The sequence below is a fragment of the Ensifer sp. Root1252 genome, assembly GCF_001425885.1.
Taxonomy (GTDB): Bacteria; Pseudomonadota; Alphaproteobacteria; order Rhizobiales; family Rhizobiaceae; genus Ensifer; species Ensifer canadensis.
The window spans coordinates 440,483-466,151 of the sequence record NZ_LMDT01000034.1; the positions used below are offsets into that span (position 1 = coordinate 440,483).

At 62.0% G+C, this 25,669-nt stretch carries 26 protein-coding genes; 14 read left to right on the top strand and 12 right to left on the bottom strand.

Annotation, left to right across the window (positions count from 1 at the left end; all coding sequences use genetic code 11):
- Nucleotides 1-621: a glutathione S-transferase family protein gene (locus tag ASD02_RS28910; protein WP_057221521.1), complete on the bottom strand. Its 621-nt coding sequence runs from the start codon at nucleotides 619-621 to the stop codon at nucleotides 1-3.
- 138 nt (nucleotides 622-759) lie between these two features.
- On the opposite strand from ASD02_RS28910, the gene ASD02_RS28915 reads away from it, so the two are divergent.
- The gene (locus ASD02_RS28915; RefSeq protein ID WP_025426244.1) at nucleotides 760-1,491 is read left to right on the top strand and encodes a DUF4198 domain-containing protein; all 732 of its coding nucleotides are present in this window, start codon (nucleotides 760-762) and stop codon (nucleotides 1,489-1,491) included.
- A gap of 109 nt (nucleotides 1,492-1,600) precedes the next feature.
- Here the strand turns inward: ASD02_RS28915 and ASD02_RS28920 are convergent, their stop codons facing one another.
- Nucleotides 1,601-1,972, bottom strand: coding sequence for a hypothetical protein (locus ASD02_RS28920; RefSeq protein ID WP_025426243.1), 372 nt, complete (start codon nucleotides 1,970-1,972; stop codon nucleotides 1,601-1,603).
- 92 nt (nucleotides 1,973-2,064) lie between these two features.
- On the opposite strand from ASD02_RS28920, the gene ASD02_RS28925 reads away from it, so the two are divergent.
- The gene (locus ASD02_RS28925) at nucleotides 2,065-2,817 is read left to right on the top strand and encodes a DeoR/GlpR family DNA-binding transcription regulator (protein WP_025426242.1); all 753 of its coding nucleotides are present in this window, start codon (nucleotides 2,065-2,067) and stop codon (nucleotides 2,815-2,817) included.
- Nucleotides 2,818-2,897: 80 nt separating this feature from the next.
- Here the strand turns inward: ASD02_RS28925 and ASD02_RS28930 are convergent, their stop codons facing one another.
- On the bottom strand, nucleotides 2,898-3,905 hold the full coding sequence (locus tag ASD02_RS28930) for an asparaginase (protein ID WP_025426241.1): 1,008 nt from the start codon (nucleotides 3,903-3,905) through the stop codon (nucleotides 2,898-2,900).
- Nucleotides 3,906-3,977: 72 nt separating this feature from the next.
- On the opposite strand from ASD02_RS28930, the gene ASD02_RS28935 reads away from it, so the two are divergent.
- Nucleotides 3,978-4,715, top strand: coding sequence for a DUF3750 domain-containing protein (locus ASD02_RS28935; RefSeq protein WP_025426240.1), 738 nt, complete (start codon nucleotides 3,978-3,980; stop codon nucleotides 4,713-4,715).
- Nucleotides 4,716-5,084: 369 nt separating this feature from the next.
- On the opposite strand, the gene ASD02_RS28940 is transcribed toward ASD02_RS28935, so the two are convergent.
- Genes ASD02_RS28940 through ASD02_RS28950 form a run of 3 tightly spaced genes read right to left on the bottom strand, consistent with a single transcriptional unit; the run spans nucleotide 5,085 to nucleotide 7,920 of the window.
- On the bottom strand, nucleotides 5,085-6,095 hold the full coding sequence (locus ASD02_RS28940; protein ID WP_057221506.1) for an NAD(P)H-quinone oxidoreductase: 1,011 nt from the start codon (nucleotides 6,093-6,095) through the stop codon (nucleotides 5,085-5,087).
- A gap of 32 nt (nucleotides 6,096-6,127) precedes the next feature.
- Nucleotides 6,128-6,985 carry an alpha/beta hydrolase gene (locus tag ASD02_RS28945; protein ID WP_057221507.1) on the bottom strand — a complete coding sequence of 286 codons (858 nt, stop codon included), beginning with the start codon at nucleotides 6,983-6,985 and terminating at the stop codon, nucleotides 6,128-6,130.
- The gene (locus ASD02_RS28950) at nucleotides 6,985-7,920 is read right to left on the bottom strand and encodes a choline ABC transporter substrate-binding protein (protein WP_025426237.1); all 936 of its coding nucleotides are present in this window, start codon (nucleotides 7,918-7,920) and stop codon (nucleotides 6,985-6,987) included. Before ASD02_RS28950 ends, ASD02_RS28945 begins: the two co-directional genes overlap by 1 nt.
- Nucleotides 7,921-8,024: 104 nt before the next feature.
- On the opposite strand from ASD02_RS28950, the gene betI (ASD02_RS28955) reads away from it, so the two are divergent.
- On the top strand, nucleotides 8,025-8,615 hold the full coding sequence (gene betI / locus ASD02_RS28955; protein WP_025426236.1) for a transcriptional regulator BetI: 591 nt from the start codon (nucleotides 8,025-8,027) through the stop codon (nucleotides 8,613-8,615).
- Between the two features lie 52 nt (nucleotides 8,616-8,667).
- Here the strand turns inward: betI (ASD02_RS28955) and ASD02_RS28960 are convergent, their stop codons facing one another.
- Nucleotides 8,668-10,464 (bottom strand): GGDEF domain-containing protein, encoded by a 1,797-nt coding sequence (locus tag ASD02_RS28960; protein ID WP_025426235.1) that lies wholly within the window; start codon nucleotides 10,462-10,464, stop codon nucleotides 8,668-8,670.
- Between the two features lie 467 nt (nucleotides 10,465-10,931).
- Nucleotides 10,932-11,480, bottom strand: a complete 549-nt coding sequence (locus ASD02_RS28965) for an HdeD family acid-resistance protein (protein ID WP_025426234.1) — start codon at nucleotides 11,478-11,480, stop codon at nucleotides 10,932-10,934.
- Between the two features lie 145 nt (nucleotides 11,481-11,625).
- Here ASD02_RS28965 and betI (ASD02_RS28970) point away from each other — a divergent pair, with 145 nt between their 5' ends.
- The 6 genes from betI (ASD02_RS28970) (at nucleotide 11,626) to ASD02_RS28995 (ending at nucleotide 19,015) form a co-directional block, all read left to right on the top strand.
- Complete coding sequence (gene betI, locus ASD02_RS28970; protein WP_025426233.1) at nucleotides 11,626-12,228, top strand: transcriptional regulator BetI; 603 nt, start codon at nucleotides 11,626-11,628, stop codon at nucleotides 12,226-12,228.
- On the top strand, nucleotides 12,225-13,760 hold the full coding sequence (gene betC / locus ASD02_RS28975; protein ID WP_025426232.1) for a choline-sulfatase: 1,536 nt from the start codon (nucleotides 12,225-12,227) through the stop codon (nucleotides 13,758-13,760). Before betI (ASD02_RS28970) ends, betC begins: the two co-directional genes overlap by 4 nt.
- A 1-nt stretch (nucleotide 13,761) precedes the next feature.
- Nucleotides 13,762-15,225 carry a betaine-aldehyde dehydrogenase gene (gene betB / locus ASD02_RS28980; protein WP_025426231.1) on the top strand — a complete coding sequence of 488 codons (1,464 nt, stop codon included), beginning with the start codon at nucleotides 13,762-13,764 and terminating at the stop codon, nucleotides 15,223-15,225.
- Nucleotides 15,226-15,447: 222 nt separating this feature from the next.
- A complete protein-coding gene (betA, locus tag ASD02_RS28985; protein WP_025426230.1) occupies nucleotides 15,448-17,097 on the top strand; it encodes a choline dehydrogenase in 1,650 nt (549 codons plus the stop codon).
- Between the two features lie 236 nt (nucleotides 17,098-17,333).
- Nucleotides 17,334-18,230 (top strand): sigma-70 family RNA polymerase sigma factor, encoded by an 897-nt coding sequence (locus ASD02_RS28990; protein WP_025426229.1) that lies wholly within the window; start codon nucleotides 17,334-17,336, stop codon nucleotides 18,228-18,230.
- 149 nt (nucleotides 18,231-18,379) lie between these two features.
- Nucleotides 18,380-19,015, top strand: coding sequence for a flavodoxin family protein (locus ASD02_RS28995; protein ID WP_025426228.1), 636 nt, complete (start codon nucleotides 18,380-18,382; stop codon nucleotides 19,013-19,015).
- 8 nt (nucleotides 19,016-19,023) lie between these two features.
- Here ASD02_RS28995 and ASD02_RS29000 read toward each other — a convergent pair whose 3' ends face one another.
- Both ASD02_RS29000 and ASD02_RS29005 read right to left on the bottom strand, forming a co-directional pair.
- Entirely contained in the window at nucleotides 19,024-19,503 is a 480-nt protein-coding gene (locus tag ASD02_RS29000; protein ID WP_025426227.1) for a hypothetical protein, read from the bottom strand.
- Entirely contained in the window at nucleotides 19,500-19,889 is a 390-nt protein-coding gene (locus ASD02_RS29005) for a DUF6152 family protein (RefSeq protein ID WP_025426226.1), read from the bottom strand. Before ASD02_RS29005 ends, ASD02_RS29000 begins: the two co-directional genes overlap by 4 nt.
- Before the next feature lie 462 nt (nucleotides 19,890-20,351).
- Between ASD02_RS29005 and ASD02_RS29010 the strand changes: the two genes are divergently transcribed.
- From ASD02_RS29010 to ASD02_RS29025, 4 genes are all read left to right on the top strand, one after another.
- Entirely contained in the window at nucleotides 20,352-21,107 is a 756-nt protein-coding gene (locus ASD02_RS29010; RefSeq protein WP_025426225.1) for a phosphoadenylyl-sulfate reductase, read from the top strand.
- A gap of 46 nt (nucleotides 21,108-21,153) precedes the next feature.
- Nucleotides 21,154-22,107, top strand: a complete 954-nt coding sequence (gene cysD / locus ASD02_RS29015; RefSeq protein ID WP_057211498.1) for a sulfate adenylyltransferase subunit CysD — start codon at nucleotides 21,154-21,156, stop codon at nucleotides 22,105-22,107.
- On the top strand, nucleotides 22,107-23,612 hold the full coding sequence (gene cysN / locus ASD02_RS29020) for a sulfate adenylyltransferase subunit CysN (protein ID WP_025426223.1): 1,506 nt from the start codon (nucleotides 22,107-22,109) through the stop codon (nucleotides 23,610-23,612). Before cysD ends, cysN begins: the two co-directional genes overlap by 1 nt.
- Nucleotides 23,613-23,763: 151 nt before the next feature.
- The gene (locus ASD02_RS29025; protein ID WP_107026871.1) at nucleotides 23,764-23,958 is read left to right on the top strand and encodes a hypothetical protein; all 195 of its coding nucleotides are present in this window, start codon (nucleotides 23,764-23,766) and stop codon (nucleotides 23,956-23,958) included.
- Nucleotides 23,959-23,988: 30 nt separating this feature from the next.
- Here the strand turns inward: ASD02_RS29025 and ASD02_RS39300 are convergent, their stop codons facing one another.
- Both ASD02_RS39300 and ASD02_RS29030 read right to left on the bottom strand, forming a co-directional pair.
- On the bottom strand, nucleotides 23,989-24,132 hold the full coding sequence (locus tag ASD02_RS39300; RefSeq protein WP_164474926.1) for a hypothetical protein: 144 nt from the start codon (nucleotides 24,130-24,132) through the stop codon (nucleotides 23,989-23,991).
- A 558-nt stretch (nucleotides 24,133-24,690) separates the two neighbouring features.
- A complete protein-coding gene (locus ASD02_RS29030) occupies nucleotides 24,691-25,650 on the bottom strand; it encodes a bile acid:sodium symporter family protein (RefSeq protein ID WP_025426221.1) in 960 nt (319 codons plus the stop codon).
- Nucleotides 25,651-25,669 lie beyond the last annotated feature (19 nt).

Sequence of the window (25,669 nt, forward strand, 5' to 3'; positions counted from 1 at the left end):
TTAACCCTTCAGAACCGCGAGAACCCGGGCGACTGCCGGCCGCTGCGTCATGCGGTTGCGGTGGTCCAAAATCTTCGGGAAGCGTGTCGGGTCGACGCCATCCGGCTCGAGCCAGCCAGCGATCGTGAACAGGTAGGGGTCGGCGATCGAGTAGGTGTCGCCGGTGACGAAGGGACCGGCGAGCATCCTGGTTTCGATCAGCTCGAAACAATCCGTCATATTCGAAGCAACCTTGGCCCTCATCGCCTCATGCGCCGCCGGGTCGTCGGCCCAGCGCGAGCCACGCCGGCCGTGGGCATGGGCGACATGCACGGTCGAGCAGAGATAGCTCAGGAAGGATTGGATCCGTGCAAACTCGAAGGCATCGTCGAGCGGTGCCAGCTTCGCTTGCGGAGCGCTTTGGGCAATGTAGGTGAGGATCGCCGGGGTCTCGGTAATTGTGCCGCGATCGGTGACGAGCGCGGGGACACGCCCCTTCGGGTTGATCGCGAGATAGTCGGGCTTGGTCTGTTCCGCCTTGGAAAAATCGACCGGCGCGGCCGTGTAATCGATGCCAGTCTCTTCCAGCCCGATGTGCGAGGCCAGCGAGCAGGTTCCCGGGGTGTAGAACAATTTCAGCACGTTACTCTCCTTGCTAATCAAGGCGACCCTGGCGCCGCCTTCGGGCCGCAGAAGAAATGAAGTCTCCTCGGTTGACAAGCCGAACATGACTTCAATACAACGTGAACGTAACGTTATAACATATTTTCGGAGTCACTCATGAAGACCTTGATTTCCTCCCTGCTTGCCGCCGGTCTGCTGGCCACCGCAGCCACGCCGGCATTTGCGCATGGCGCCTGGATCGGCGAGCGCTGGGGCGACCTTGCGGTGATCTACGGCCACGGCCCCGCCGACGAAGCCTATGATCCGGCCAAGGTGAAATCCGTTTCTGCCCTCGGCGAGGATGGCACGGCATTGCCGGTCACCATCGAGCCGGCCGGCACCCATGCCCTGCTGAAGCTCGACGGCGAACCGGCCCTGCTCGCGCTCGAATTCGACAACGGCTACTGGAGCCAGGGTGCTGACGGCAAATGGGTGAACAAGCCGAAGAGCGAGGTACCAGGCGCCAAACAGGCGAGCCACTCGGTGAAATACAGTATCGCGCTTGTGCATGTGCATGGCGACATGCCGGCCTTCCCGGCCCAGCCACTGCAGATCGTGCCGCTCGACAATCCGATCGGGCTGAAGCCCGGCGAAAAATTTCGCGTCCGCCTGCTGCTTGATGGAAAGCCGCTCGAAGGCAAGGAAATCACCGTCGACTACGCCGGACTTCCGGAGCTCGTCTCCGAAAAAACGGACGCGAAGGGCGAAACCGAAGTGACGTTGCGCAATGCCGGCGTCAACATTCTCGCCGTCAGCCACGCAATTCCGCTCGAAGCGGATACCGCCGCCGACAAGAAGGGGCTGACGGCAACGCTGACCTTCGTCGCCGAGCCGCACGTGCACGAATAAGTCCACGCCTTTCCGGGTAGCCGGCGCAAGTGCGACAAGGCACGCGTCGCGGCATGCCCGGCACCAATCCGCAGCCCCGGCGAGCTATACCCGCCGGGGCTGCTGTCGCTCAGGCGACCTGCGCTTCGCTGCAGCCGGGCACATCTTCGAGGTTGTAATAGACCGGAATGCCGCGCTCCCGGGCAATGCGGACATCATTGTCCGCCCCCTTGCTGTCGCCCGGCAGACGCAGCACGGCATCGCAAAGCGCCAGCAGGCGCCCGGCGACGGGATGAAAGATCTCCTCGTAGAGGTCGTCACCGATGCTGGCGCCGCCGGCGGCATGCCAGACCGGCAGCGCCACCCACTCCCCGATAACAGGCACATGGCCCGCCCTGAAGAGGGCATAGGACGGTTCCTCCAGACGCTTCAAATTTTCCGCCATCTTGGCCGGATCGTCGCCCGTACCCGAGCGATAGGGACCCGCAATCAAGATCAACATGATTTTTTCCTTACTTTGCACGATACACCCAGATAACTCTGGAATATTCATGATATTTCGTGTAATATCGTGAAGAGTCAAGGAGCGAAATGATGCTGACCACACAGAGACGAGCGTTGATCTCGGCGCGGCTAAGCCGCGATGGCGAGATCGTCGCCAAGCGCCTGGCGGATGAATTGCAACTTTCCGAAGATACGATCCGCCGTGACCTCCGGGAAATGGCGGCCGAAGGGCTGCTGAAGCGGGTGCATGGCGGTGCGCTGCCGCTGACACCTGCCCTACCGGACTTTGCCACACGCCAGGAAATTGCTGGCAACGTCAAACGCCGGCTCGGACGCAAGGCAGCCGGGCTCGTCGCACCGAGGCAAACGATCTTTCTCGATGGCGGCACAAGCAACGCCGAAATCGCCAGAGCGCTTCCGCGCGAGATGCGGCTGACGATCATCACGCACAGCCCGACCATTGCGGCGGAGCTGGAGAGACATGAGGCGGATGTGATCCTTATCGGCGGCAGGCTTTACAAGCACTCCATGGTGGCAACGGGTGCGGCCGCCCTGGCGGCCATTACCGCTATCCGTGTCGACATCTTTTTCCTGGGCGTCACCGCGATCCATCCGGTTCATGGGTTTTCGACCGGCGATTACGAGGAGGCCGCCGTCAAGCGCGCCATTCTTGGCCAAGCCGCCGACACCTTCGTCATCGCGACAGCCGAAAAGTTCGATGCCGCTTCGCCGCACCACGTCGCCAACGCCGAAGACATTGCCGGCCTGATCGTGCCGGAAGATATGAACGATGATGCTCTCGGCCCCTATCGCGACAAGGGCATGGCGCTTCTGTCGGCGTGAGACGCGGAGTACTGGTCGCTACGGGGCGTGTGCAACAACGCGCGGCCGGGATTCCTGCGCGCGCGTCATTCCGATCGACATCAGGCGGCGAAGGCGTCCGTCACCCTGACGTCACCGACCGGGATGCCGTTCCAGTTCTTCATGGTGTGGTTGGCCTGCGCCATCAGTGCCGCGTGCACGTCAGGCTCGCCCCGAAAGAAGCGAGCAAGCGTAGCGGTGACCATCGCCTCGGCAGCACGGGTGGCACCATCCCCGCATTTGACGGCGATGGCGATGCCCTTTTCCGGGATCGCCGCGCAGAACACACCTTCGGCGCCGGTTTTCGCGAAGATCCGGCCCGGTGCCGTTTCCATCAGCCGCGTGCAGCCGCGCTTCGTGCCGGCGACGTAGAAAGGCTCGGCCATGCAGGCTTCGATCAGCCGCTTCGATGCGCGCGCGCGTTCGGGCGCGAGACCGACGCCAGTCGCCATTTTGGCAAAACCGTGCGCCAGCCCCTTCAGCGGCACCGCATAGGTCGGGATCGAGCAGCCGTCAACGCCGCAATTGTCGCGGCCGAGGATCGCGCCGGTGAGGTTTTCCATGGCGCCACGGATTTCCTGCTGCAGCGGGTGATCATAGCCGACATAGCCCTTCACTTCAGTGCCTGAATGGCAGCAGGCGCAGATGAAGCCGGAATGCTTGCCGGAGCAATTGTTGTGAAGCGCGCTCGGCGCCTCCATCGAGCGCGCCTGGCCGATCAGCGTCTTCTGGTCAGACGACCAGTGGGCGCCGCATTCGAGCGCCGACACGTCGCGGCCGGCAGCAGCCAGCATCTTCGTGGCAAGCGCGACATGCTCCGGCTCGCCCGAATGCGAGGAGCAGGCGAGCGCCAGTTCCTTGTTGCCGAAGCCGTAAGCGTCAGCAGCGCCGCTTTCCATCAACGGCAGCGCCTGCATTGCCTTGCAGGCCGATCGCGGGAACACGCCGCTCTCGGTATCGCCCAGCGAAAAGACCGTACGGCCTTCGCTATCGACAGCGATGACCAGGCCGCGGTGACGGCTTTCGACCAGATTGCCGCGCGTGACTTCGACGAGAACGGGATTCGACATGTCTTGCCCTCAAATTTCCTAGATTAGTGCATGCATTTAGCAGGAATCGGACAACAGGAAACCGGCGCTTTCATGAAATTCATCCGCAGGCTCGTCGCCGTCTTTCTGGTCATCTACCTTCTGCCGGCTCTAGCGTCGGCCGGATGGTGGTATATGAAGGAGCGACCGCAGAGTTGGCGCCATGCCGATTGGTCTTCGGCGGGCATCCTGCCGAAGCCGGCGCAAAGCCCGGATGCGGCGGTCTATATCTTCTCCGCCACGACGGGCGGCATGAAGGGAGCGGTCGCCAGCCACGCCTGGATCGTCACCAAGCAACAGGGCGCCCAGGCCTATAATCGCTACGACAAGGTCGGCTGGGGCAAGCCGATCCGCAGGAACGCCTATCAGGCGGACGCCCGTTGGTATTCGAACGAGCCGCGATTGGTTGCGACCGCCAGCGGCGTCGAGGCGAGCAGGCTGATCCCGAAGATCGAAGCGGCAATCGCTGCCTACCCCTATTCATCGGCCGGCGGCTACCGGATCTGGCCGGGGCCGAACTCAAACACCTTCGTTGCCCATGTGCTGCGCTCGGTCCCCGAACTCAATGCGGTGTTGCCGCCAGATGCTGTCGGGCGCGACTACCTGCCGGAGGGGAAACTGTTCCAGATCGACGCCGATAGCCGCGACCTGCATGCGACGCTCTATGGCCTCGCAGGCATTTCGGCGGGGGTGCGCAGCGGCCTGGAGCTGCATTTCTTCGGCCTCGTCGCCGGTTTCGACATTGCCAAACCGGGCATCAAGATCCCGGCGGTCGGGCGTTTCGGTATTTGACGACATCGCAGGCGCACGCGCACGCCGGCGCAGAATGCATCTGAAGATCGGGATGGGAAATTGCATGGCGGGCTAGAAATGGAAAAGGGCCGCGCGAGGCGACCCTTCCATGAGTTTTGGCCAAGTGGCTGGCCCGGGCTTAGGACCCGAAGGAAGGCGGGAATCAGGCCGAAGTTCGCCTCGACGTGTTCACCTCTCCCATGCCTGTCACGACGACCGAAATCTCATTAGACATTGGATCACCTTCCTTTCTGTTCGTTAGCGATAATTTCAAGGTAGGTGAATTTCCCGGGATTGCAAGGCCGACGAAGGTCGTAACTCAAGCTAGGTTATGATGCGTTTCGCATGGTCACGACGAACTTCGCGCGGTCATGACGAGGTTCGCATGGTCATGACGATCTTGCCGATGTGGTCGCCCTCTTCCATCATCCGGTGTCCGTCCGCCACCTGTTCGAATGGCAGCACCGCGTGGATGACCGGTGCGACGCTGCCCGCTTCGAGCAATGGCCAGGCGGTTGCCAGCAGGCCGTCGCGGATCGCCTGTTTCTCTGCCGCCGTTCGCGGGCGGAGCGCCGAACCCATGACATGCAGCCGCTTTGACAGGATCGGGGCGATGTTGGCGGCCTCGACCTTGGCGCCGCCGAGAAAGGCGATGATCGAGAGCCGGCCATCCTTGGCAAGCGTACCAATATTGCGGTCGAAATAGCGGCCGCCGACCATGTCGAGGATGACGTCTACGCCGCGACCGCCGGTTTCCTCCAGCACGACCGACTTGAAATCTTCGTCGCGATAGTTGATCGCCCGTTTCGCGCCGAGCGCCTCGCAGGCCCGGCACTTCTCAGTATTGCCGGCGGTGGCGAAGACCTCGGCGCCCAATGCTTTTGCCAGCTGGATTGCCGTCGTGCCGATACCGCTCGATCCGCCGTGGACGAGGATGGTTTCCCCCGCTTTCAGCTCGGCCATGCCGAAGACATTGGCCCAGACAGTGAAGAAAGTTTCCGGCAAGGCTGCCGCTTTCACCGCGTCATACCCTTTCGGCCAGGAAAGCGCCTGCGTCGCCGGCACGGCCGCATACTCGGCGTAACCACCGCCGTTCGCCAGGGCGCAGACCTTGTCGCCGATCGAAAAACCCTGCGCGCCCTCGCCGAGAGCCACCACTTCACCGGCAACCTCCAGCCCGAGAATGGGGCTCGCCCCGGGCGGCGGCGGATAGTCGCCCTTGCGCTGGAGCACATCAGGCCGGTTGATGCCTGCCGCTTCGACGCGCACCAGAATGTCGCCCGGCTTGAGCGTCGGCAATGGTCCCTTCGACAGCACCATATTTTCCGCCCCGCCCGGGGACGGAAGATCAACGAAGGTCATTTCAACTGAAAGGGACATGGCTCTACCTCAAGGACTCTCAAGCGTCATACCTAGCGCCGCCCATGCGTCGCGGAAAGGCCCGATGTCGATCCGGGTTGGCCGACCTCATCGCCGAGAAACGAGAGGATCAGCGCTGCGACATCGGCAGGACTCTCCCAATGCGGGTTGTGGCCATGGCCGTCGAGCGTGATGGAGCGCACGGAGGCGAAGGTCTCGGCAAGAACCTGCCGATGCCCGATGTCAAAAAGAGGATCCTGTGCTCCGGCGATGCACAGCACCGGCGCTCTGACATGAGCCGCGCGCGATTTGAGATCCGTCACCGCGAGCGCATCAAGGAGCGTTCGCCAAGTCGTCATCGGCATCGCTGCGGCTTCGCGGCGCAGATGCCTTAGGAACGCCGTGTCGACCGACCGACTGCAGGCATGCCAGCGGTCGAAGAAGGCATCGTCGGGACCAAGCGGGTCTTTGAGCCCGCGTATCGCCCGGGCGACCTCCGTCCCCGGACCAAAGTCCGGCTTGAGGCTTCCCGAGAGCAGGATCAATGCACGCACCGCCTCCCGGCGGCGCGCGGCAATATCGACAGCAATCATCGCTCCCATGGAATGACCAACAAGCACAAACTGGTGAATGGCCAGGCGATCGGCCAGACAATCGACATCGTGGGCGAGTTCGGCAATCGACATCCCTTCCCTGGGCATCGAACCGCCGTGTCCGCCGAGATCTGGAATGATCAGGCGATATCCGCCTAAGGATGGCGCGATCAGGGAAAAACTGCGGCTGGTATCGGAGTAGCCGTGCAAGAGAAGGAGAACCGGCCCCTGCCCGTGATCGACATAGGTGAACTGCTGGCCGCCGGGCAGTTCTATTCGCCGCTTGGCGGCCGCCCACGACTGCTGATCGATCACCATCAAAGACCGAGCGCGGCTTTGACCGCGGCCAGCCCCGGCTGCCCGTCATAGGTCGTTACGCCAGCGAGCCATGGTTCCAGACGCTGCGGTTCTTCCTTGATCGACTTAGCCCCTGCCTCATCGGGCGACAGGCCGTCATTCATCAGGTAGCCCATGCCGCGGTTCTCGAAATCGACGTCGAAAACCAGATTGTTCAACAGGCGGGCGACATTCGGGCACTCCTGAAGGTATCCCTTGCGTACCTGCGTCGACACCGTCGCCGCGCCAAAATTCGGACCGTAGAACTTGTCGCCACCCGTCAGGTACTTCATCGAAAATACAGTGTTCATCGGATGTGGCGCCCAGCCCTGGAATACGATGAAGGCCTTGTCACGAACCCGACGCGTCACCTCGGACAACATGCCCTGCTCGCTCGACTCGACCACTTCCCAGTCTGCCAGACCAAGATCTGGATCCTTGATGGCATCGAGCATCAGTTGATTGGAGCCAGGTTCGATGCCGTACATCTTCTTTTCGAACTTGTCGGAGAAGGGTTTCAAATCCGAGAAATCCTTGACGCCCGCTTCCCAGACGTAGTCGGGAACGGCAAAGGTGTATTTTGCCCCCTCAAGATTGGTTCGCACGGTCTCGACCGAACCGTCCTCCCGGTAAGGCTTGTAGTAGGCGACCATAGCCGGATCCCAGTAGCCGAGAAAGACGTCGAGATCCTTGCTGCGCAGGCTCGTATAGATGACGTCGATGCCGAGAAGCTTGCTTTCCGGCTCATATCCAAGCGCCTTCAGCAGGCTCAGCCCGACGCCGGTCGTAAAGGCCAAGTCATTCCAGCCGGGCTCCGCCAACCGCACGCTTTTGCATGCCTGCGGATCACCGGCAAAGCCGGAACTTGTGGCCGTCAACAGAGCAGCGGCAAATATCAGGCTCTTCAAATGCAGCATCGCGATCCTCACAATTGTCCGTCGGGACTTCAAATTGACCCACGGGTCAGCAATTGATCTTCCTGGAAAGATTGTCAATGTGAGAATCGCTTGGGAGAAACCGCATGCGATTGACGAAAATCAGTGAGATCAGGCGCCGCGAGCTGCGGCGGGCGGCCTTTGAGGTCCTGCAGAAAGAGGGAATGGCCGGGGCGACCCTGGAAAAGGTGGCGACGCATGCCGGCGCCTCGAAGGGCATCGTGCTGCATTATTTTGCCAGCAAGCAGGAACTGTTCGAGCATGCCATGCGCGAGGCGAACGCTTCCTTGAAAGAAGCGGTGGTCGAGAGGCTGCATCGCGCACGTACCCCGCTCGAGCGGATGGATGCGATCATTGAGGCCAATTTCGAGGAACGCTTCTTCCAGCCTTCCGTCTGCCACGCCTGGCTATCGCTTTGCGCCGAAGTGCCGCGCGAACCGCAATTGGCGCGGATTCAGAAGATCATTCACGCAAGGATGCGGTCGAACTTGCTGTCGGCGCTGACGCACATCCTGCCTGCGAACGAGTGCGAAGATGTGGCGCTTGCCATTACATCGTTGATCGACGGGCTGTGGCTGCGGCTCGGGCTGCAGTCTGAAGGGGGGCTGACACGCGACATGGCACTTGCGCAGATGCGCGACTACCTGGTCCATCGCCTGCCAAAAACCCAGGCGTAAATGGACGCAGCGGCACTCATTGCCGACTGCAACGTGTTTGCCCATCCACGCGTTAGACGCCGAGCGCCTCCAGAACGAGGCCGCTGGCGCTGGCCTTGGCACGAGACTTGATCTCGGCGATGCGGGCGCTGACGGCTTGGCCGTCCGAAAACACAAAACCTTCCGGCAATCCGAGAACGGCGATCGAACAGCGCATCAGCGGAAAATCCTTGGCCGTGCCATCGCGGCCATGACCGCTGATACGCCCCTCTGCCTGATGCTCCGGTAGATAGAGCTGGCGGACATCGGAGGCGAAATCGTCGAGTAGACGGTGAAGAACGACCTGCAGCTCATCGACGGTGCAACCGCTGATGCCGACGAAGAAATCGTCGCCGCCGACATGGCCGAGGAACTTTTCTTCGCCAATGAAATGCCGCCGCAGCAGGGCGGCGAAAAGCGAAATCGCCAGATCGCCCTTCTGAAAACCGTAGGTATCGTTGAACGGCTTGAAATCGTCAAAGTCGCAATAGCAGAAATAGCGCGGCTGATCGCCGTCGAGGATCGCGTCCTGAACGTAATCGCGGATGGCGCGATTGCCGGGCAATCCGGTCAGGGGGTTCTGCTCCTGCGCCGTCTTCAACTGCTTCTCGTTGATGATCTTCAACAGCGACGATGCCGACAGGATGCCTGCATAGCGCATATTCTCGGTCAGGATCACACAATCGCTGCCGTCCATGCCGGCGAAAATCTTCAGCATCTCGTCGGCCGGCGTATCGAGATCGGCGATCGGCGCCGGGCTTGCGAAATGCGAGATGCGGCGCTGGTAGAGCCGGTTCTTCAGCAGGTCGCGGCCGAAGGGATGATAGATCATCTCCTTGACGTGATATTCGTGCAGGATGCCGCGCGGTTCGCCGTTGGCGTTGAGCACCGGAAAGAACGCCTGACGGGGATTAAGCCGGAACAGATCGAACACGGATTCGAGTTCGTCGCTTTCGCGCACCGCCGGCAGCTGTTCGATCTGCTTGCGGATCAGAATGCTGTCGAGCGTCGCCGACGAGCGGTGACCGCCGCCATTCAAGGCCAAATGCGGATAGGCAGGCTGCAATTCGCTCAGGTGCGTCGTCGGCCGGGCGATGAAATAGCCCTGTACGAGGTCGCAGCCGAGATCGCGACAGGTCTGGAACTCCGCCTCGGTCTCGACGCCTTCGGCGATGACCCGGGTGCCGAGCACATGGGCGGTGTTGACGGTGTGGCGCACCAGGTGGCGCTTGCGCGCATCGGCGTCGATACCGGAAATGAAATGCCGGTCGATCTTCACGTAATCGACGGGCTGATCGCAGAGCAGCTTGAGGCCATTGAAGCCGGCGCCGAAATCATCGATGGCCAGCTTGAATCCGGCCAGCCGCAGTTCGCGCACGAGCGCCGAGAAATCCGGCATCTTGCCGCTGTCGAAACGTTCGGACAGCTCGAAGCATAAGGACGACGGCGCGATGTTGGCGCGCTTCAGGTGATTGACGAGGCGCTCGACGATCGCGTTTTCGCCGCCGACCAGGCGGGAATCGAAATTCAGGAACAGCGTGCGGGTGGAAAATTCCGGCAATGTCGCGAAGCCTGCGACGGCACGACTGTTGACCATATGCTCGAGCGCCAGCAACTGGCCGGCCTCTTCCGCCTTGTCGAGCAATTCCAAGGGCGAGGCAAAGCCCAGCTTTTGAAAGCCGCGCATCAGTGACTCGTAGCCGAACACGGCACCGGTTGCCGCTTCGACGATCGGCTGGAATGCGCTTTCGATCACAAGCTTTGCAAGCGTTACGATCTGGTCGTCGCCGAACCGGCGAAGCGAGAGAATTTCGGCGGGGGCGGCGGACATGCCGGGCTCCAGAAGATTGAGAACGGACGATCGGACGGCCGCAGGATGGCGACCAACAGTCAACGAAGTCTTTCCCCAATATGAAGCTTTGATGAAAGCTATATGACAGCTCCGCCCACGCTGATCATTATCGAACTTTCTAATAAAATCAGTAGTTTCATCGAATTTTCCCGAACTGCGGAAAATTGGTCGCAACAGGTTCAGGTGATGCGATAACGAGTGCATGCCACGACCGAGAAAGATCGCGGCAAGCGCAAACATCGTGGTCCAGAGCAGTCACACTGCAAGCAGGATCAGTGCCATGCCGGACAGGGGCACCTGTAGCGCTACACCCGAGATGGCGATCAGCGCTGGGATGAGCGTCGTTACACGGGCGGCCCGCACGGTCGCCTTCCCAATACGCCAGCCAACAGGCACGCTCTGCTTACAATCCCACCCGAACACGGCAAAGGCGAGCGTGCCGTGCGCTAGCCTTTTGCCAACACCCCGAAGGCGATCAGCGACAGACCCTGCATCACCAGATCGACCGCCAGGAACAGGCCGAGGATCCAGAGGCTGTTGACCGGCCAGCCGGCGGCAATGATCAGACCGGCGGCGAGCGTGACCAGACCGCCGAGCGCGACCCATCCCCAGCCCTGGATCGGCCGCAGCTTGAAGCTGACCCAGATCCGGAAGCAACCGGCGACGACGAGTGCGATGGCCATCAGGAAAGTGAGGACGGAGGAGGCCAGCACCGGGTTGATGAAGGCAAAGAGCCCGGCAATGGCGTAGCAGGCGCCGCTCAGCACCCAATAGAGCACGCTGTTCCAACCCTTGACCTGAAAGGCATGGGCGAGATTGAACAGGCCGCCGACGAGCATGATCAGCCCGACATAATAGACCGAGGCCACCGTCGCCATCAGCAGATTGCCGAAGGCAAGGCCGCCACACATGATCAACAGCACGCCGAGCGCGACGAACCATCCCCATTTGCCGGCAACCGCCGCCTTGCCAGCCGGATCGAATGCATGGGTCATTTCAACCTCCAGTCCTTCTGATATCCAGAACTCTACCATCGGATTGAGCCGGATTTCTCCGAAAAAAGAAAGAGAAAACATCGCAAATTTTTATTGATTGATGAGTCAATCAAAAATAAACTGACCATCATCGAGGGAGAGACGGATGCCCAAGGTCGGGATGGAGCCTGTGCGCCGCAAGGCGCTGGTGGATGCGGCGCTGCGCGTGATCGGCGATCAGGGCACGCTCGCCGTCACCATGTCCGACATCGCCCGCCGTGCCGGTGTCTCCCCTTCCCTTGCCCATCACTATTTCGGCAGCAAGGAGCAATTGCTGATCGAGACCGTGCGCAGTCTTCTAAGGCAACTGCGCGACGATACGGTGACGGCGCTGAGTGCAGCGATTACACCGCGTGAGAAACTGAGCGCGTTGATCCGCGTTTCGTTCCAGGCAAGCCAGTTTGCGCCCGACACCATCGCCGCTTGGCTCGCCTTCTATTCCGAGGCGCAGCGCTCGGAAGACGTCCGCCGGTTCCTCGTCGTCTACGCCCGGCGGTTGCGCTCCAACCTGATGGCGAGCCTCAAGGCGCTTTGTCCCGTCGATGACGCGGAACGCATCGCGGAAGGCGCAGCTGCGATGATCGACGGGCTCTACATCCGCCAGAGTCTGCGCTCTGCGCCGATCGGCATCGAAGCCTCGATCGCGCTGACGGAAGACTACGTCACCTCGCTTCTCGACCAGCTCCACCGCCAAGGACGGGCCATATGACCGCCAGACCTAATATCCTGATCATTATGGTCGACCAGCTGAACGGAAAATTCTTTCCCGACGGTCCGGCGGAATTCCTGCATGCGCCGAACCTGAAGAGCCTCGCCGCCCGCTCCGCCCGCTTTCGCAACAACTACACCTCGTCGCCGCTTTGCGCGCCTGCCCGCGCCTCGTTCATGGCAGGCCAGCTGCCGAGCCGCACCCGGGTCTATGACAACGCCGCCGAATACCAGTCCTCGATCCCGACCTACGCACATCACCTGCGCCGCGCCGGCTACTACACGGCACTGTCCGGCAAGATGCATTTCGTCGGGCCTGATCAATTGCATGGTTTCGAGGAGCGGCTGACGACCGATATCTATCCCGCCGATTTCGGCTGGACGCCGGATTATCGCAAGCCGGGCGAGCGCATCGACTGGTGGTATCACAATCTCGGCTCCGTCACCGGCGCCGGCGCCGCCGAGATCACCAACCAGATGGAGTATGACGACGAGGTCGCCTTTCTCGCCAACCAGAAGCTCTACCAGCTGTCGCGCGAAAACGACGACGCGGGCCGCCGCCCCTGGTGCCTGACCGTCTCCTTCACCCACCCGCACGACCCCTATGTCGCACGAAAGAAATTCTGGGATCTCTACGAGGATTGCGAGCATCTTCTGCCAGAGGTCGGCATGCTGCCGGAGGAGGACCAGGATCCGCACTCGAAGCGGATCATGCATTCCTGCGACTACGTCAATTTCGACTTGACCGAGGACAATATCCGCCGCTCGCGCCGCGCCTATTTCGCCAATATTTCCTATCTCGACGAAAAGGTCGGCGAACTTGTCGACACGCTGACGCGCACCCGGATGCTCGACAACACTCTGATCCTGTTCTGCTCCGACCATGGCGACATGCTGGGCGAGCGCGGCCTGTGGTTCAAGATGAACTTCTTCGAAGGCTCGGCGCGCGTGCCCCTGATGGCGGCCGGACCCGCCGTTGCGCCCGGCCTGCACCTGACGCCGACGTCGAACCTCGACGTAACCCCGACGCTTTGCGACCTCGCCGGCATCTCGATGGACGAGGTGAAGCCCTGGACTGATGGCATCAGCCTCGTGCCTGTCATCAATGGCGAGGAGCGCACCGAGCCGGTGCTCATGGAGTATGCTGCGGAAGCGTCCCACGCGCCGCTGGTCGCCATTCGCAAGGGCAAATGGAAATATATCCACTGCGCGCTCGACCCGGATCAGCTCTATGATCTCGAAGCCGATCCGCTGGAGCTGAAGAACCTCGCGGCAAACCCGGAGACACCGGTGCAGGCGGCAACGCTGAATGCGTTTCGCGACATGTGCGCCGCCCACTGGGACATGGAGGCCTTCGATGGCGCCGTGCGCGAGAGCCAGGCCCGGCGCTGGGTGGTCTACGAGGCACTGAGGAACGGCGCCTATTATCCGTGGGACCATCAGCCGCTGCAAAAAGCATCCGAGCGCTACATGCGCAACCACATGAACCTCGACAATCTCGAGGAATCCAAACGCTATCCGCGGGGAGAATGACATGAGAGCCCAACCGCAAGCCTCGCACTTCATCGATGGCGAGTATGTCGAGGACATTGCCGGCACCGTCTTCGAGAGCATCTATCCCGCAACCGGCGAGGTGATCGCCCGGCTGCATGCGGCAACGCCCGCGATCGTCGAAAAGGCGATTGCCGCTGCCAAGCGCGCGCAACCGGAATGGGCGGCCATGAGCCCGACTGCCCGCGGCCGCATCTTGAAGCGCGCCGCCGAGATCATGCGCGAGCGCAACCGCGAGCTTTCCGAGCTCGAAACGCTCGACACCGGCAAGCCGATCCAAGAGACGATCGTCGCCGACCCGACATCGGGCGCCGACTCGTTCGAATTCTTCGGCGGCGTCATCGCCACAGCGCTCAACGGCGACTACATTCCGCTCGGCGGCGATTTCGCCTATACCAAGCGTGTGCCGCTCGGCGTCTGCGTCGGCATCGGCGCCTGGAATTATCCGCAGCAGATCGCCTGCTGGAAGGGTGCGCCGGCGCTTGCCGCCGGCAACGCCATGGTCTTCAAGCCATCGGAGAATACCCCACTCGGCGCCCTCAAGATCGCCGAGATCCTGATCGAGGCGGGCCTTCCCAAGGGCCTCTACAACGTCATCCAGGGCGATCGGACGACCGGTCCGCTGCTCGTCAACCACCCCGATGTCGCCAAGGTATCGCTCACCGGCTCGGTGCCGACGGGCCGCAAGGTGTATGAGGCGGCAGCTGCCGGTCTTCGCCACGTAACGATGGAGCTCGGCGGCAAGTCGCCGCTGATCGTCTTCGACGATGCCGATCTCGAAAGCGCCATCGGCGGCGCCATGCTCGGCAACTTCTATTCCACCGGCCAGGTCTGCTCGAACGGCACCCGCGTCTTCGTCCAGAAGGGCATCAAGGATGCGTTCCTCGATCGCCTCAAGGCGCGCACTGAAGCGATCGTCATCGGCGACCCGATGGACGAAGCCACCCAGCTCGGGCCGATGGTGTCGGGCGCGCAACGCGACAAGGTCTTCTCCTATATCGAAAAGGGCAAAGCCGAGGGCGCGCGTCTGGTCACCGGCGGCGGCATTCCGAATGCGGTCAGTGCCGACGGCACCTATATCCAGCCGACCGTCTTTGCCGACGTCACCGACGACATGACCATCGCGCGCGAAGAGATCTTCGGCCCTGTGATGTGCGTTCTCGACTTCGAAAGCGAGGCTGATGTCGTCGCGCGCGCCAATGCCACCGAATTCGGCCTGTCGGCCGGCGTCTTCACCGCCGACATCACCCGCGCCCACCGCGTCGTCGACCAACTCGAAGCCGGCACGCTCTGGATCAACACCTACAATCTCTGCCCGGTCGAGATCCCCTTCGGCGGCTCCAAGCAATCCGGTTTCGGGCGCGAGAATTCCGTGGCGGCGCTCAACCATTACAGCGAGTTGAAGACCGTCTACGTCGGCATGAGCCCGGTGCAGGCGCCGTATTGAGGTTCAAGCGGCCTTCCTCGGGACGCATCTGATTCGCTCCCTCATCCTCGGGTGAGCGAAGCGAGTTCCGGGGATCCAGCAGCGCCACGTCGGTGGCGCGAAAGACTCCCTCAAGCGACAGACGTCGCTTGGCTGGATTCCTGTGACAAGCACAGGAATGAGGGGACAGAGGTAGAGGCACGGTACCGGCCGGTTTAGAGACGCAGAAGAAAGAGCACGATCATGCAGGCAGACTACATCATCATCGGCTCCGGCTCGGCCGGTTCGGCGCTCGCCTACCGCCTCTCGCAGGACGGCAAGCATTCCGTAATCGTGCTCGAATATGGCGGTTCGGACATCGGGCCGTTCATCCAGATGCCGGCAGCACTTGCCTGGCCGATGAGCATGGACCGCTACAACTGGGGCTATCATTCCGAACCCGAGCCGAACCTCAACAACCGGCGCATCACCGCGCCGCGCGGCAAGGTCATCGGCGGCTCCTCCTCGATCAACGGCCTTGTCTACGTGCGCGGCCATGCCGAGGATTTCAATCGCTGGGAGGACCTGGGCGCACGTGGCTGGGCCTATGCCGACGTGCTTCCCTACTTCAAGCGCATGGAGCATTCGCACGGAGGCGAGGTCGGCTGGCGCGGGACCGACGGGCCGTTGCACGTCAAGCGCGGGCCGGTGACCAACCCACTGTTCCATGCCTTCATTGAAGCGGGCGAGCAGGCGGGCTTCGAGCTTACCAACGACTACAACGGCTCCAAGCAGGAAGGCTTCGGCCTGATGGAGCAGACCGTCTGGCAGGGGCGCCGCTGGTCCGCCGCCAACGCCTATCTCCGCCCGGCTCTGAAGCGGCCCAACGTTTCGCTCATGCGCTGTTTTGCCCGCAAGGTGGTGATCGAGAACCGCCGGGCGACCGGCGTCGAGATCGAGCGCGGCGGCAAGATCGAGATCGTCAAGGCGAACCGCGAGGTGATCGTCTCCGCCTCCTCCTTCAACTCGCCGAAGCTGCTGATGCTGTCCGGCATCGGCCCGGCACAGCACCTGAAGGACATGGGCATAGAGGTCAAGGTCGATCGACCCGGTGTCGGCGCCAACCTTCAGGACCATATGGAGTTCTATTTCCAGCAGGTCTCGACCAAACCGGTCTCGCTCTATTCCTGGCTGCCGTGGTTCTGGCAGGGGGTCGCCGGAGCACAATGGTTGCTCTCCAAAGGTGGGCTCGGCGCCTCCAACCAATTCGAGGCCTGCGCCTTCCTGCGTTCGGCGCCGGGCGTCAAGCAGCCCGATATCCAGTATCACTTCCTGCCGGTCGCGATCAGCTATGACGGCAAGGCGGCGGCCAAGAGCCACGGCTTCCAGGTGCATGTGGGCTACAACCTGTCGAAGTCGCGCGGCAACGTCACCCTGCGATCCTCCGATCCGATGGCCGACCCGGTGATCCGCTTCAACTATATGAGCCACCCGGAGGATTGGGAGAAGTTCCGCCACTGCGTGCGCCTCACCCGCGAGATCTTCGGCCAGCGGGCCTTCGACCAGTATCGCGGGCCGGAGATCCAGCCGGGCGAGAAGGTGCAGACGGACGATGAGATCGACGCCTTCCTGCGCGAACACCTGGAAAGCGCCTACCACCCCTGCGGCACCTGCCGGATGGGTGCCAAGGACGACCCAATGGCCGTGGTCGACCCGGAGACGCGGGTGATCGGCGTCGATGGTTTGCGCGTCGCGGACTCCTCGATCTTCCCGCACGTGACCTATGGCAATCTCAACAGCCCCTCGATCATGACCGGCGAAAAGGCAGCCGACCATATCCTCGGCAAGCAACCGCTTGCCCGGTCCAATCAGGAGCCCTGGATCAATCCGCGCTGGGCCGTCAGCGACAGATAGGATCGCCTGCGCCACGAGGCACGTTTTCCCCGGCATTCGACTGCCGCAACGTCTGCGGCATGTCACATTCATTGACGCTATCTCGTCCTGTCTTCTCAAGTGCCCGAGATGAAGGAGACGAACATGACAGCGAAGCTCGATCCGCTTGTCGCAACCGCTGCGGCAATGCCATCATGGCTCCGCCTGCGCGCTGGCCATTGCTTGACCGCCTGCACCGCACGGCAGTGGGGGATGTGATGACCGAGATGACCGACGAAGACGTCAAAACGAGCTTCGACCCGCTGCGTCCGCGACTGATCCGCATTGCCTATCGGATGCTGGGTTCGGTCAGCGAGGCCGAGGACATCGTCCAGGAGGCATTCCTGCGCTGGCTGGACACCGACCGTGTGACCGTCAAGGAACCATCGGCGTTTCTGCGCCGGATCGTGACGCGCCTTTGCCTCGATCAGTTGAAGTCGGCACGACGGCGGCGCGAAACCTATCTCGGGCCGTGGCTGCCGGAACCGATCGTCGAGGAGAGCGACGACCTCGACGACATCACCCTGCCGCTGATGATGGCGCTGGAGCGTCTGTCGCCGCTCGAACGGGCTGCCTTCCTGCTGCACGATGTCTTCGGCGTCAGCTTCGATGAAATTGGCGAGACGATCGGCCGCAAGCCGGCGGCCTGCCGCCAGCTCGCCAGCCGCGCCCGCGTCAATATCCGCAATGCCCGACGCCGCTTTGCGATGCCACGGGAACAGGGCCTGGAAATCGCCTCCGCCTTCTTCGCGGCGTCGCGTGGCGGCGACATGCAGCAGCTTCGTTCGCTGCTTGCGACCGAGGCGATCGTCTATGCCGATGGTGGCGGTAAGACGGTGGCACCAAGACGGCCGATCGTCGGCCTAGACAAGGTGATGAAGCTGCACGCCTCGCTGGCGCTGATCTTTGCCCAGACGATGTCGCGGCTGGTGCGTTACGATTTCATCAATGGGCTGCCCGGTTTCATCACCATCGAAGACGGAGAGATCCTGCAGACCACTGCCCTTGAGATCGAGCAGGATCGGATCACCGCCATCTACGTCACCCGCAATCCGGAGAAGCTCAAACATCTCCCGGAAACACTGCGACATTTCGGTGGCCATGCCGTTCACTGAACGGCGGGTGGCCGCGCCCTAAAAATCGTTGGAGCCGACAGCTCCGTCAACCGACCCTGACCAACGCTTCAGCAAACCTGGCACGCGCCGACGGCGCGCGCCTTCGCTCGCGCGACAAATCCACCACCAAAACCAAAGGAGACCGAACCATGAGCAACATATGCATCGCCGTCATCTACCACAGCGGCTACGGACACACGGCACGGCAGGCTGACGCTGTCAAAACCGGTATCGAGCGGGTCGACGGCGCGCAGTGCCTGCTCTTGACCGTTGAAGACACACCGGCGCGCTGGAGCGATCTGCTCTCGGCCGAGGCGATCATCTTCGGCACGCCAACCTATGTCGGAGGCCCGTCGGCCGCGTTCAAGTCTTTTCAGGAAGCGAGTTCCAACGCTGTAATGGCCAAAGGCTATCTCTGGAAAGACAAGATCGCCGCCGGCTTCACCAATTCGGGAACCGCTTCCGGCGACAAGCTCGCGACGCTGATGCAGCTCGCACTCTTTGCTGCCCAGCACGGCATGCACTGGATCAACCTCGATCTGCCGCCTTCCAACCACTCGACCACCGGATCACCTGATGATCTCAACCGGTTGGGCTTTTGGCTGGGCGCCGGCGCCCAGTCGAATGTCGACCAGGGGGCCGATCTCGCGCCGCCGGCATCCGATCTCGCCACAGCACGGCATCTCGGCCAACGCGTCGCCGAGGCCACGTTGCAGTTCGTGCGTGGCAGAACGGTCGAGCGGGAGCCGGTCGTCCCCGCGTGGAGAACGGCAAACGAGCGATAGGATCGGCGTCAGAGAAAGCCGATCCAGCGCCCAGCCAGAAGTGCTGCCGGCCACACCGTCAGCGAGACGGCTGCGGATACGCGAAGACGCCATGAGACCGGGCCGCCATTTACGGCGGCCCGCCAGGCGCCGCCAAGATGCACAGTCATAGCATTGGCGGCGCCAACCCCGAGCAGACCGATCTTTGCGAGGAAGGCAGCATTCGCGGCATAAGCCGCCGGCCGAACGCTAAAGAGGCAGAAACCGGTCACGATCGCCAGACCCAGACCGACCGCGGCAGCGCGCGACAGAAACGGCCCGAGCCCTTCCAGCGAAGTGTTCCCGAAGAAACCGAGCAGTCGCAGGTCCAGAGGCACGATCGCGCCGATCAAAAGCGCGATCGCCAAGATATGGGCCGCGTTGACGACGAGATAGAGGATCGCGGATCGACGCATCGCTGACGCCAGCGGCCAGGCGGCAATCCAATCGAGCAGTTCCGCCGCGCTCATCCACCGGTCCGGATGCGGTCCGGATAGATGTCGAAGCTCTTGCCGGCAACGGTGACGCGGACTGCCTTCAGGCGCTTCTCGTTCGGATCGAGCGAGCGATTGCCCAGAACCACGATCTGATCGCCGACTTTGGCGACACCTTCGACGAAGCCGGACCGTTCCGTCTGTCTGGGATTGCCCAGTTCGACGCGCCAGAGCCCGTCCTTTTCAGTCTCGACCTGAAGCGTCGGATGTGGCGGCGCCATCGAGATTTCACGGATCGTGCCGGCAAGTTCGATCTGGTCCGCCTCTGCCCAGGACCAGCCGTGATGAGCGTAGGCGCCAGTGACCAGAAGCAACGTCACGATGCTTCCGGCGAGAACGCGGCCAGGAAAGGACCTCATCATCTCCCACTCCTCAATTTGCCTCGGAACCCGCAAGATTGAACCTGAAGCGACGGATGGGAAAGCATCTGCCGTTCAACATATCTTGAGCGGTCCGGCCTCGAGGCAAGCGCTACGTCGTCGTTGCTAGGCCCGCGCATCCGTGCTCGGCCGCCGACTTGCGGCTGCTTTTCGCAATCCGGAAGCCGAGCAGGAGAAGGCCTGAGTAGAGTTCTGACCGGCACCGTTGACCGATCGCCCGTTGAAGCGCGGACCGAAGGGGCCGCGCTTCTTCATGTAACGGCCGGGCCAAGGACGCGAAAGGAAGTATAAAGTCTAGTAAATTACTAGCTTATCTTGCGTTTTTCGCTGCTTTTCGATCTGAGAGGCAGATTTGCTCCAAACGCCCAGCATTAGAAACCGCTATTTCTGTCCCTCGCCACACCCGGCTGCGATATTCCTGACAAGTTGGAACAGGACGCAGCCATGACCACGTCACCCCTCGACGCCACCGCGAAAGCTCTGAACCAAGCGCTTGAAGTCCTGGATCTCGCAGGACGTCTCGCGCTCGTTGCCGGCCTTGAAGGCCGTGCCGTCTTTACCACGTCGCTCGGTATCGAAGATCAGGTGATCACGGCCGTCATCGGCGAGAACCAGCTGGCGGTCGATGTCGCCACGCTGCAGACCGGCCGCCTCTTCAACGAGACGGTGGCGCTGATCGACAAGACCGAAGAGACCTATGGCATCCTGATCAAGCGTTTTCATCCGGAAAAGGCAGACGTCGACGCCTATGCCGCGCAATATGGTGCCAACGGCTTTTATGACAGCGTCGAAGCCAGGCATGCCTGTTGTGACGCGCGCAAGCTGAAGCCGCTTGCACGCGCACTCGAAGGCGCCAGCTACTGGGTGACGGGGCTTCGCCGCGGCCAGTCCGGCAACCGGGCAGCGACACCCTTTGCCGAAGCGGATGCTGAGCGCGGCCTCATCAAGATCAATCCGCTCGCCGACTGGGACATCGAAACCATCCGCAGTTACGTCACTGCCAACGCCGTTCCTGTGAACCCGCTGCATGCCCGCGGTTATCCCTCGATCGGCTGCGAACCCTGCACCCGCGCCATCAAGCCGGGCGAGCCCGAACGGGCCGGCCGCTGGTGGTGGGAAAACGACGAGAAGCGCGAATGCGGGCTTCACGTCCCAGAGACCGCCAGTTCCATCATCCCGACTTCGAGCAGCGCCGCCTGAGGGCTGGCGCGCTCCTCCCAAGACAAAGATCCTCCCGGAGACTGAAATGCCTCTTACCCATCCGGAAACGGAACTGCACAATCCGCAGAGCACCAAGCCGCCGCTTGACCCGCATTTGAAGGCGCTCGAAAACGAAGCGATCCACATCTTCCGCGAAGTGGCCGCCGAGTTTGAACGCCCTGTCATGCTCTACTCGATCGGCAAGGATTCCTCGGTGCTGCTGCACCTGGCGCGCAAGGCCTTCTATCCCGGCCGCGTTCCCTTTCCGCTGCTGCACGTCAACACCGGCTGGAAGTTTGCCGAGATGATCACGTTTCGCGACGAGATCGTGAAGCGCTACGACCTCGACCTGATCGAGCACGTTAATCCGCGCGGCGCTCAGGAGAACGTCACGCCGTTCAGCCACGGTTCGGCGCTCTACACCGACATCATGAAGACCGAGGCGCTGCGCCAGGCGCTCGACGCCGGCCAGTATGACGCCGCTTTCGGCGGCGCGCGCCGCGACGAAGAGGCCTCGCGCGCCAAGGAGCGCATCTACTCCTTCCGCACCCCAGACCACCGCTGGGATCCACGCAACCAGCGTCCCGAGCTTTGGAACGTCTATAACGGCATGGTGCGCAAGGGCGAGAGCGTGCGCGCCTTCCCGCTGTCGAACTGGACCGAGGTCGACATCTGGCGCTACATCCAGGCCGAAGACATTCCGATCGTGCCGCTTTATTTCGCCAAGAAACGGCCGGTCGTCGAACGCGACGGCATGATGATCCTTGCCGAAGACCCGCGTCTCGAACTGCTGCCGGGTGAGGCCAAGCGCGAGGAAGTGATCCGCTTCCGTACGCTCGGATGCTTCCCGCTGACCGGCGCCATCCGCTCCGACGCCACGTCGCTCGACGACATCATCTCCGAACTTGAAACCGCGACCGTATCCGAACGCCAGGGCCGCGCCATCGACCGTGACCAATCCGGTTCGATGGAAAAGAAAAAACGCGAAGGATATTTCTGATGACCGCACCAGCAACCGCGAATGCCGTTCAGGAAGACGCAGCCGCTCACGTTCTGGCGTTTCCGGCGTCCGAATCGGTCCGCGCAACGCGCGACAGCCGCCCCCTTCGCCTCATCACCTGCGGCTCGGTCGACGACGGGAAATCGACGCTGATCGGTCGACTGCTTTGGGATACCAAGGCGGTCAAGGAAGATCAGGCGGCGACGCTGCGGCGTGATTCCAACGGCAAGCAGAACGATCTCGGCCTGCCGGACTTCGCGCTCCTGCTCGACGGCCTGCAGGCCGAGCGCGAACAGGGCATCACCATCGACGTCGCCTATCGGTATTTCTCCACCGACAAGCGCTCCTTCATCGTCGCCGACACACCCGGCCATGAGCAATATACCCGCAACATGGCAACCGGCGCGTCGACGGCCGACCTCGCGGTGTTGCTGGTCGACGCCCGCGTCGGCCTGCTCGAGCAGACTCGGCGGCACGCGACGATCGCGACCCTGATGGGCATCAAGCAGTTCGTTCTGGCGGTCAACAAGATCGACCTGACGGACTATGACCGCGCCCGGTTCGACCAGATCAGCCACGAGTTTCGTGAGCTGGCGCTATCGCTCGGCGTGCGCCAGGTCACGGCAATTCCGCTTTCGGCACTGAAGGGCGAGAACGTCGTTTACGACGGCCGCGCTTCGATGCCCTGGTACGATGGCCCGACACTGGTCGAAGTGCTTGAACTGGCGACGACACGCTCCTCCCAGACCGTCGGCTTCCGCCTGCCGGTGCAGCGCGTCTCGCGCCCGGGCGAAAGCTTCCGCGGCTACCAGGGAACGGTTGCCGGCGGCGCGGTCAAGCCCGGCGACAGCGTCGTGATCCTGCCCTCGGGCATGGTTGCCAACGTCACCAAGATCGTCACCTTCGACCTCGTGCGCAACGCTGCGGTCGCCGGCGATGCCATCACCCTGGTGCTCGACCGCCAGGTCGACGTTTCGCGCGGCGACATGATCGTCGCCATCGACAGCCAGCCGCTGACGGGCCTTGCCTTCGACGCCCAGATCGTTGCGCTGCAGCCTGATGGCATCCAGCCGGGCAAGCGCTACTGGCTGAAAAGCGGCAGCCGCCGCCAGCGTGTGCAGGTGCAGCCGGCAAGCCAGCTGGACCTGAAGACGGGCAAGTGGGAGCACGCAGACCAGTTGCCGATGAACGCCATCGGCAAGGTTCACCTTGCCTTCGACGAACAGGCGATCTTCGACCCTTATGAGCAGAATCGGACGACCGGCGCCTTCATCCTGATCGATCCCGACACCAACAACACGGTGGCCGGCGGCATGATCACGGCCAAGCGCTCGGCGCTCGGCGGCATCCATACGGAAGACGCCCGCGTGATCCTGTCGCTGCCCGCCGATCTCGCCGACCAGCTGATGGCAACCGAGCTGTTTGCGGGTCGTCGCGAGGATGCAGAAGTGCGTCGCGTCAGCGCTGGCCGCGCGAGCGAGATCATCGACACGATCGACGGCTGATCGCCACTCCCCCAAGATCAGAAAGGGCCCACGAGGGCCCTTTTTCCGTTTCTGCTGATCTATTTTTGATGCCTCGCCAGATTGCTCCTACCGCCTCTTCCCGAAACGACCTGCCGCACTACTTCCAAAGAACCGGGAAGGAGGAGCAGCCATGATGCTGGACCATGAACGGGAGGACGTGCCGCGCCGAAGCTTTCTTGGGCGGGCCGTGACGATCGAGGCCTTTGCGCGAAAGTACCGGTTGGACGCTGAGGAAACAAAACGGCTTCAGAGCCAGTTTGGTCCGACGGCCGGTGAGATCGAGTTATTGCAGGCCGCGCGGCGCAACGGAATGCCTGAGGAGTAGCGTTTCGCGCCGCGCCGGATTGCCTTTAAATTACGACCGCTGCTCGATGCTCGGAAGCACCATCGTCAGCGGCGCGGGATCTGTGTGCTGCCAAAGCTGGTATCCGACGACGCTGCCGAGGATGGCAGACCATATGGCGATCTCGCGGAATGTGAATATCGGTTCCTTCAACATCTGAGCCTCACTGGGAGAACGATTGTTGAAGATAATATCGCGCTTATTGTTCACCCTGATAAGACGCCATTCGATGAACAGGCCGTTTCCAATTGAACAATAACGTGACCCGACGTAGGCGGGTGCGGCGTTGGAGACTGCCCCTCACCCGCAGCTTCTGCCACCGCTAGAACGATCGGAAAATGGCCGCACGCGTGACGCCCAAGATGCGATCGTCCCAAAATGGGACACTTGTCGACATTGCTTCACCTTGATTGGCGGTCGCGAATTACTTGGGTTCAAATTCACCGGGGCATTTGTAATTTGGCGCGTCGATCATGATGATCGATAGGGCTGTTTCACCGTTTCCAAACGCCGTGGGACAGTCCGCCTGGCTATGCACCTTGCAGGCTTTGGCCGTGCAACAAGAAAGGGCCCTTGCGAGCCCTCTCCTGTCATTCGAAGCTGCTGCATGTTTCCTTAAATCCTATTCGATTTAACGATAAAAACATGCAGCCATTCAAAGTGCTACAGCGACCTTTGCGCGTCTAACAAGACGCGCGGCGCTGTAGTTCCCGATCAGCGTGTGATGACCACGGGCTCGACGTTTTCGTCTTCCGTGCGGCTTGCGAAGTAGTTGGCAAGCAGCGCGCCGGAAATGTTGTGCCAGACGCTGAAGATCGCGCTCGGCACGGCAGCCACGGGCGAGAAATAGGCATTGGCCAGAGCCGCGCCGAGACCGCTGTTCTGCATGCCGACCTCGATGGCGATCGCCTTGCGCTTGGCAAGTGACAGGCCGGCGGCCTTGGCGGCGAAGAAGCCGAGCAGATAGCCGAGGCCATTGTGCAGAACGACGACCGCGAAGATCAGCAGGCCGGAGCTGGCGATAGCGCCCTTGCTGGCGCCGACGACGGCGGCAACGATCAACACGATGCCCGCAACGCTGACCAGCGGCAATGCCGGCACCGCGGCCTTGACCAGGCCCGGCAGCAGCTTCTGCAAAAGAAAGCCCAACGCCAGCGGCACCAGCACGACCTTGACGATGCTCATGAACATCGCCATCGCATCAACCGGCAGATACTGGCTGGCAAAGGTCCAGACGAGAAACGGCGTGACGACCGGGGCCAGAAGCGTGGTGACGCTAGTGCAGGCCACCGACAGCGCGACATCGCCCTTCGAGAGGTATGTCATGACGTTGCTCGAGGTGCCGCCCGGGCAGCAGCCGACGAGAATGACACCGGCGGCCACTTCCGGCGACATCGGGATGATGGCCGTCAGCAACACGGCCAGCAAGGGCATGATCAGAAACTGTGAGATGACGCCGATGCCGACCTCGAACGGGCGCTTGGCGACTTCCTTGAAATCGTCGAGCGAAATGGTGAGGCCCATGCCGAACATGATAATGCCAAGCAGCGTAACGATATAGGGCGTGATCTGCTTGAAAATATCCGGGAAGACAAAGCCGAGAACGGCGAAGAGAATGACCCAGAGCGCGAATGTGCGCCCGACGAACGCGGAAAACGATGCGACAGCCTTCAAAATTTTACTCCTTGGCGTG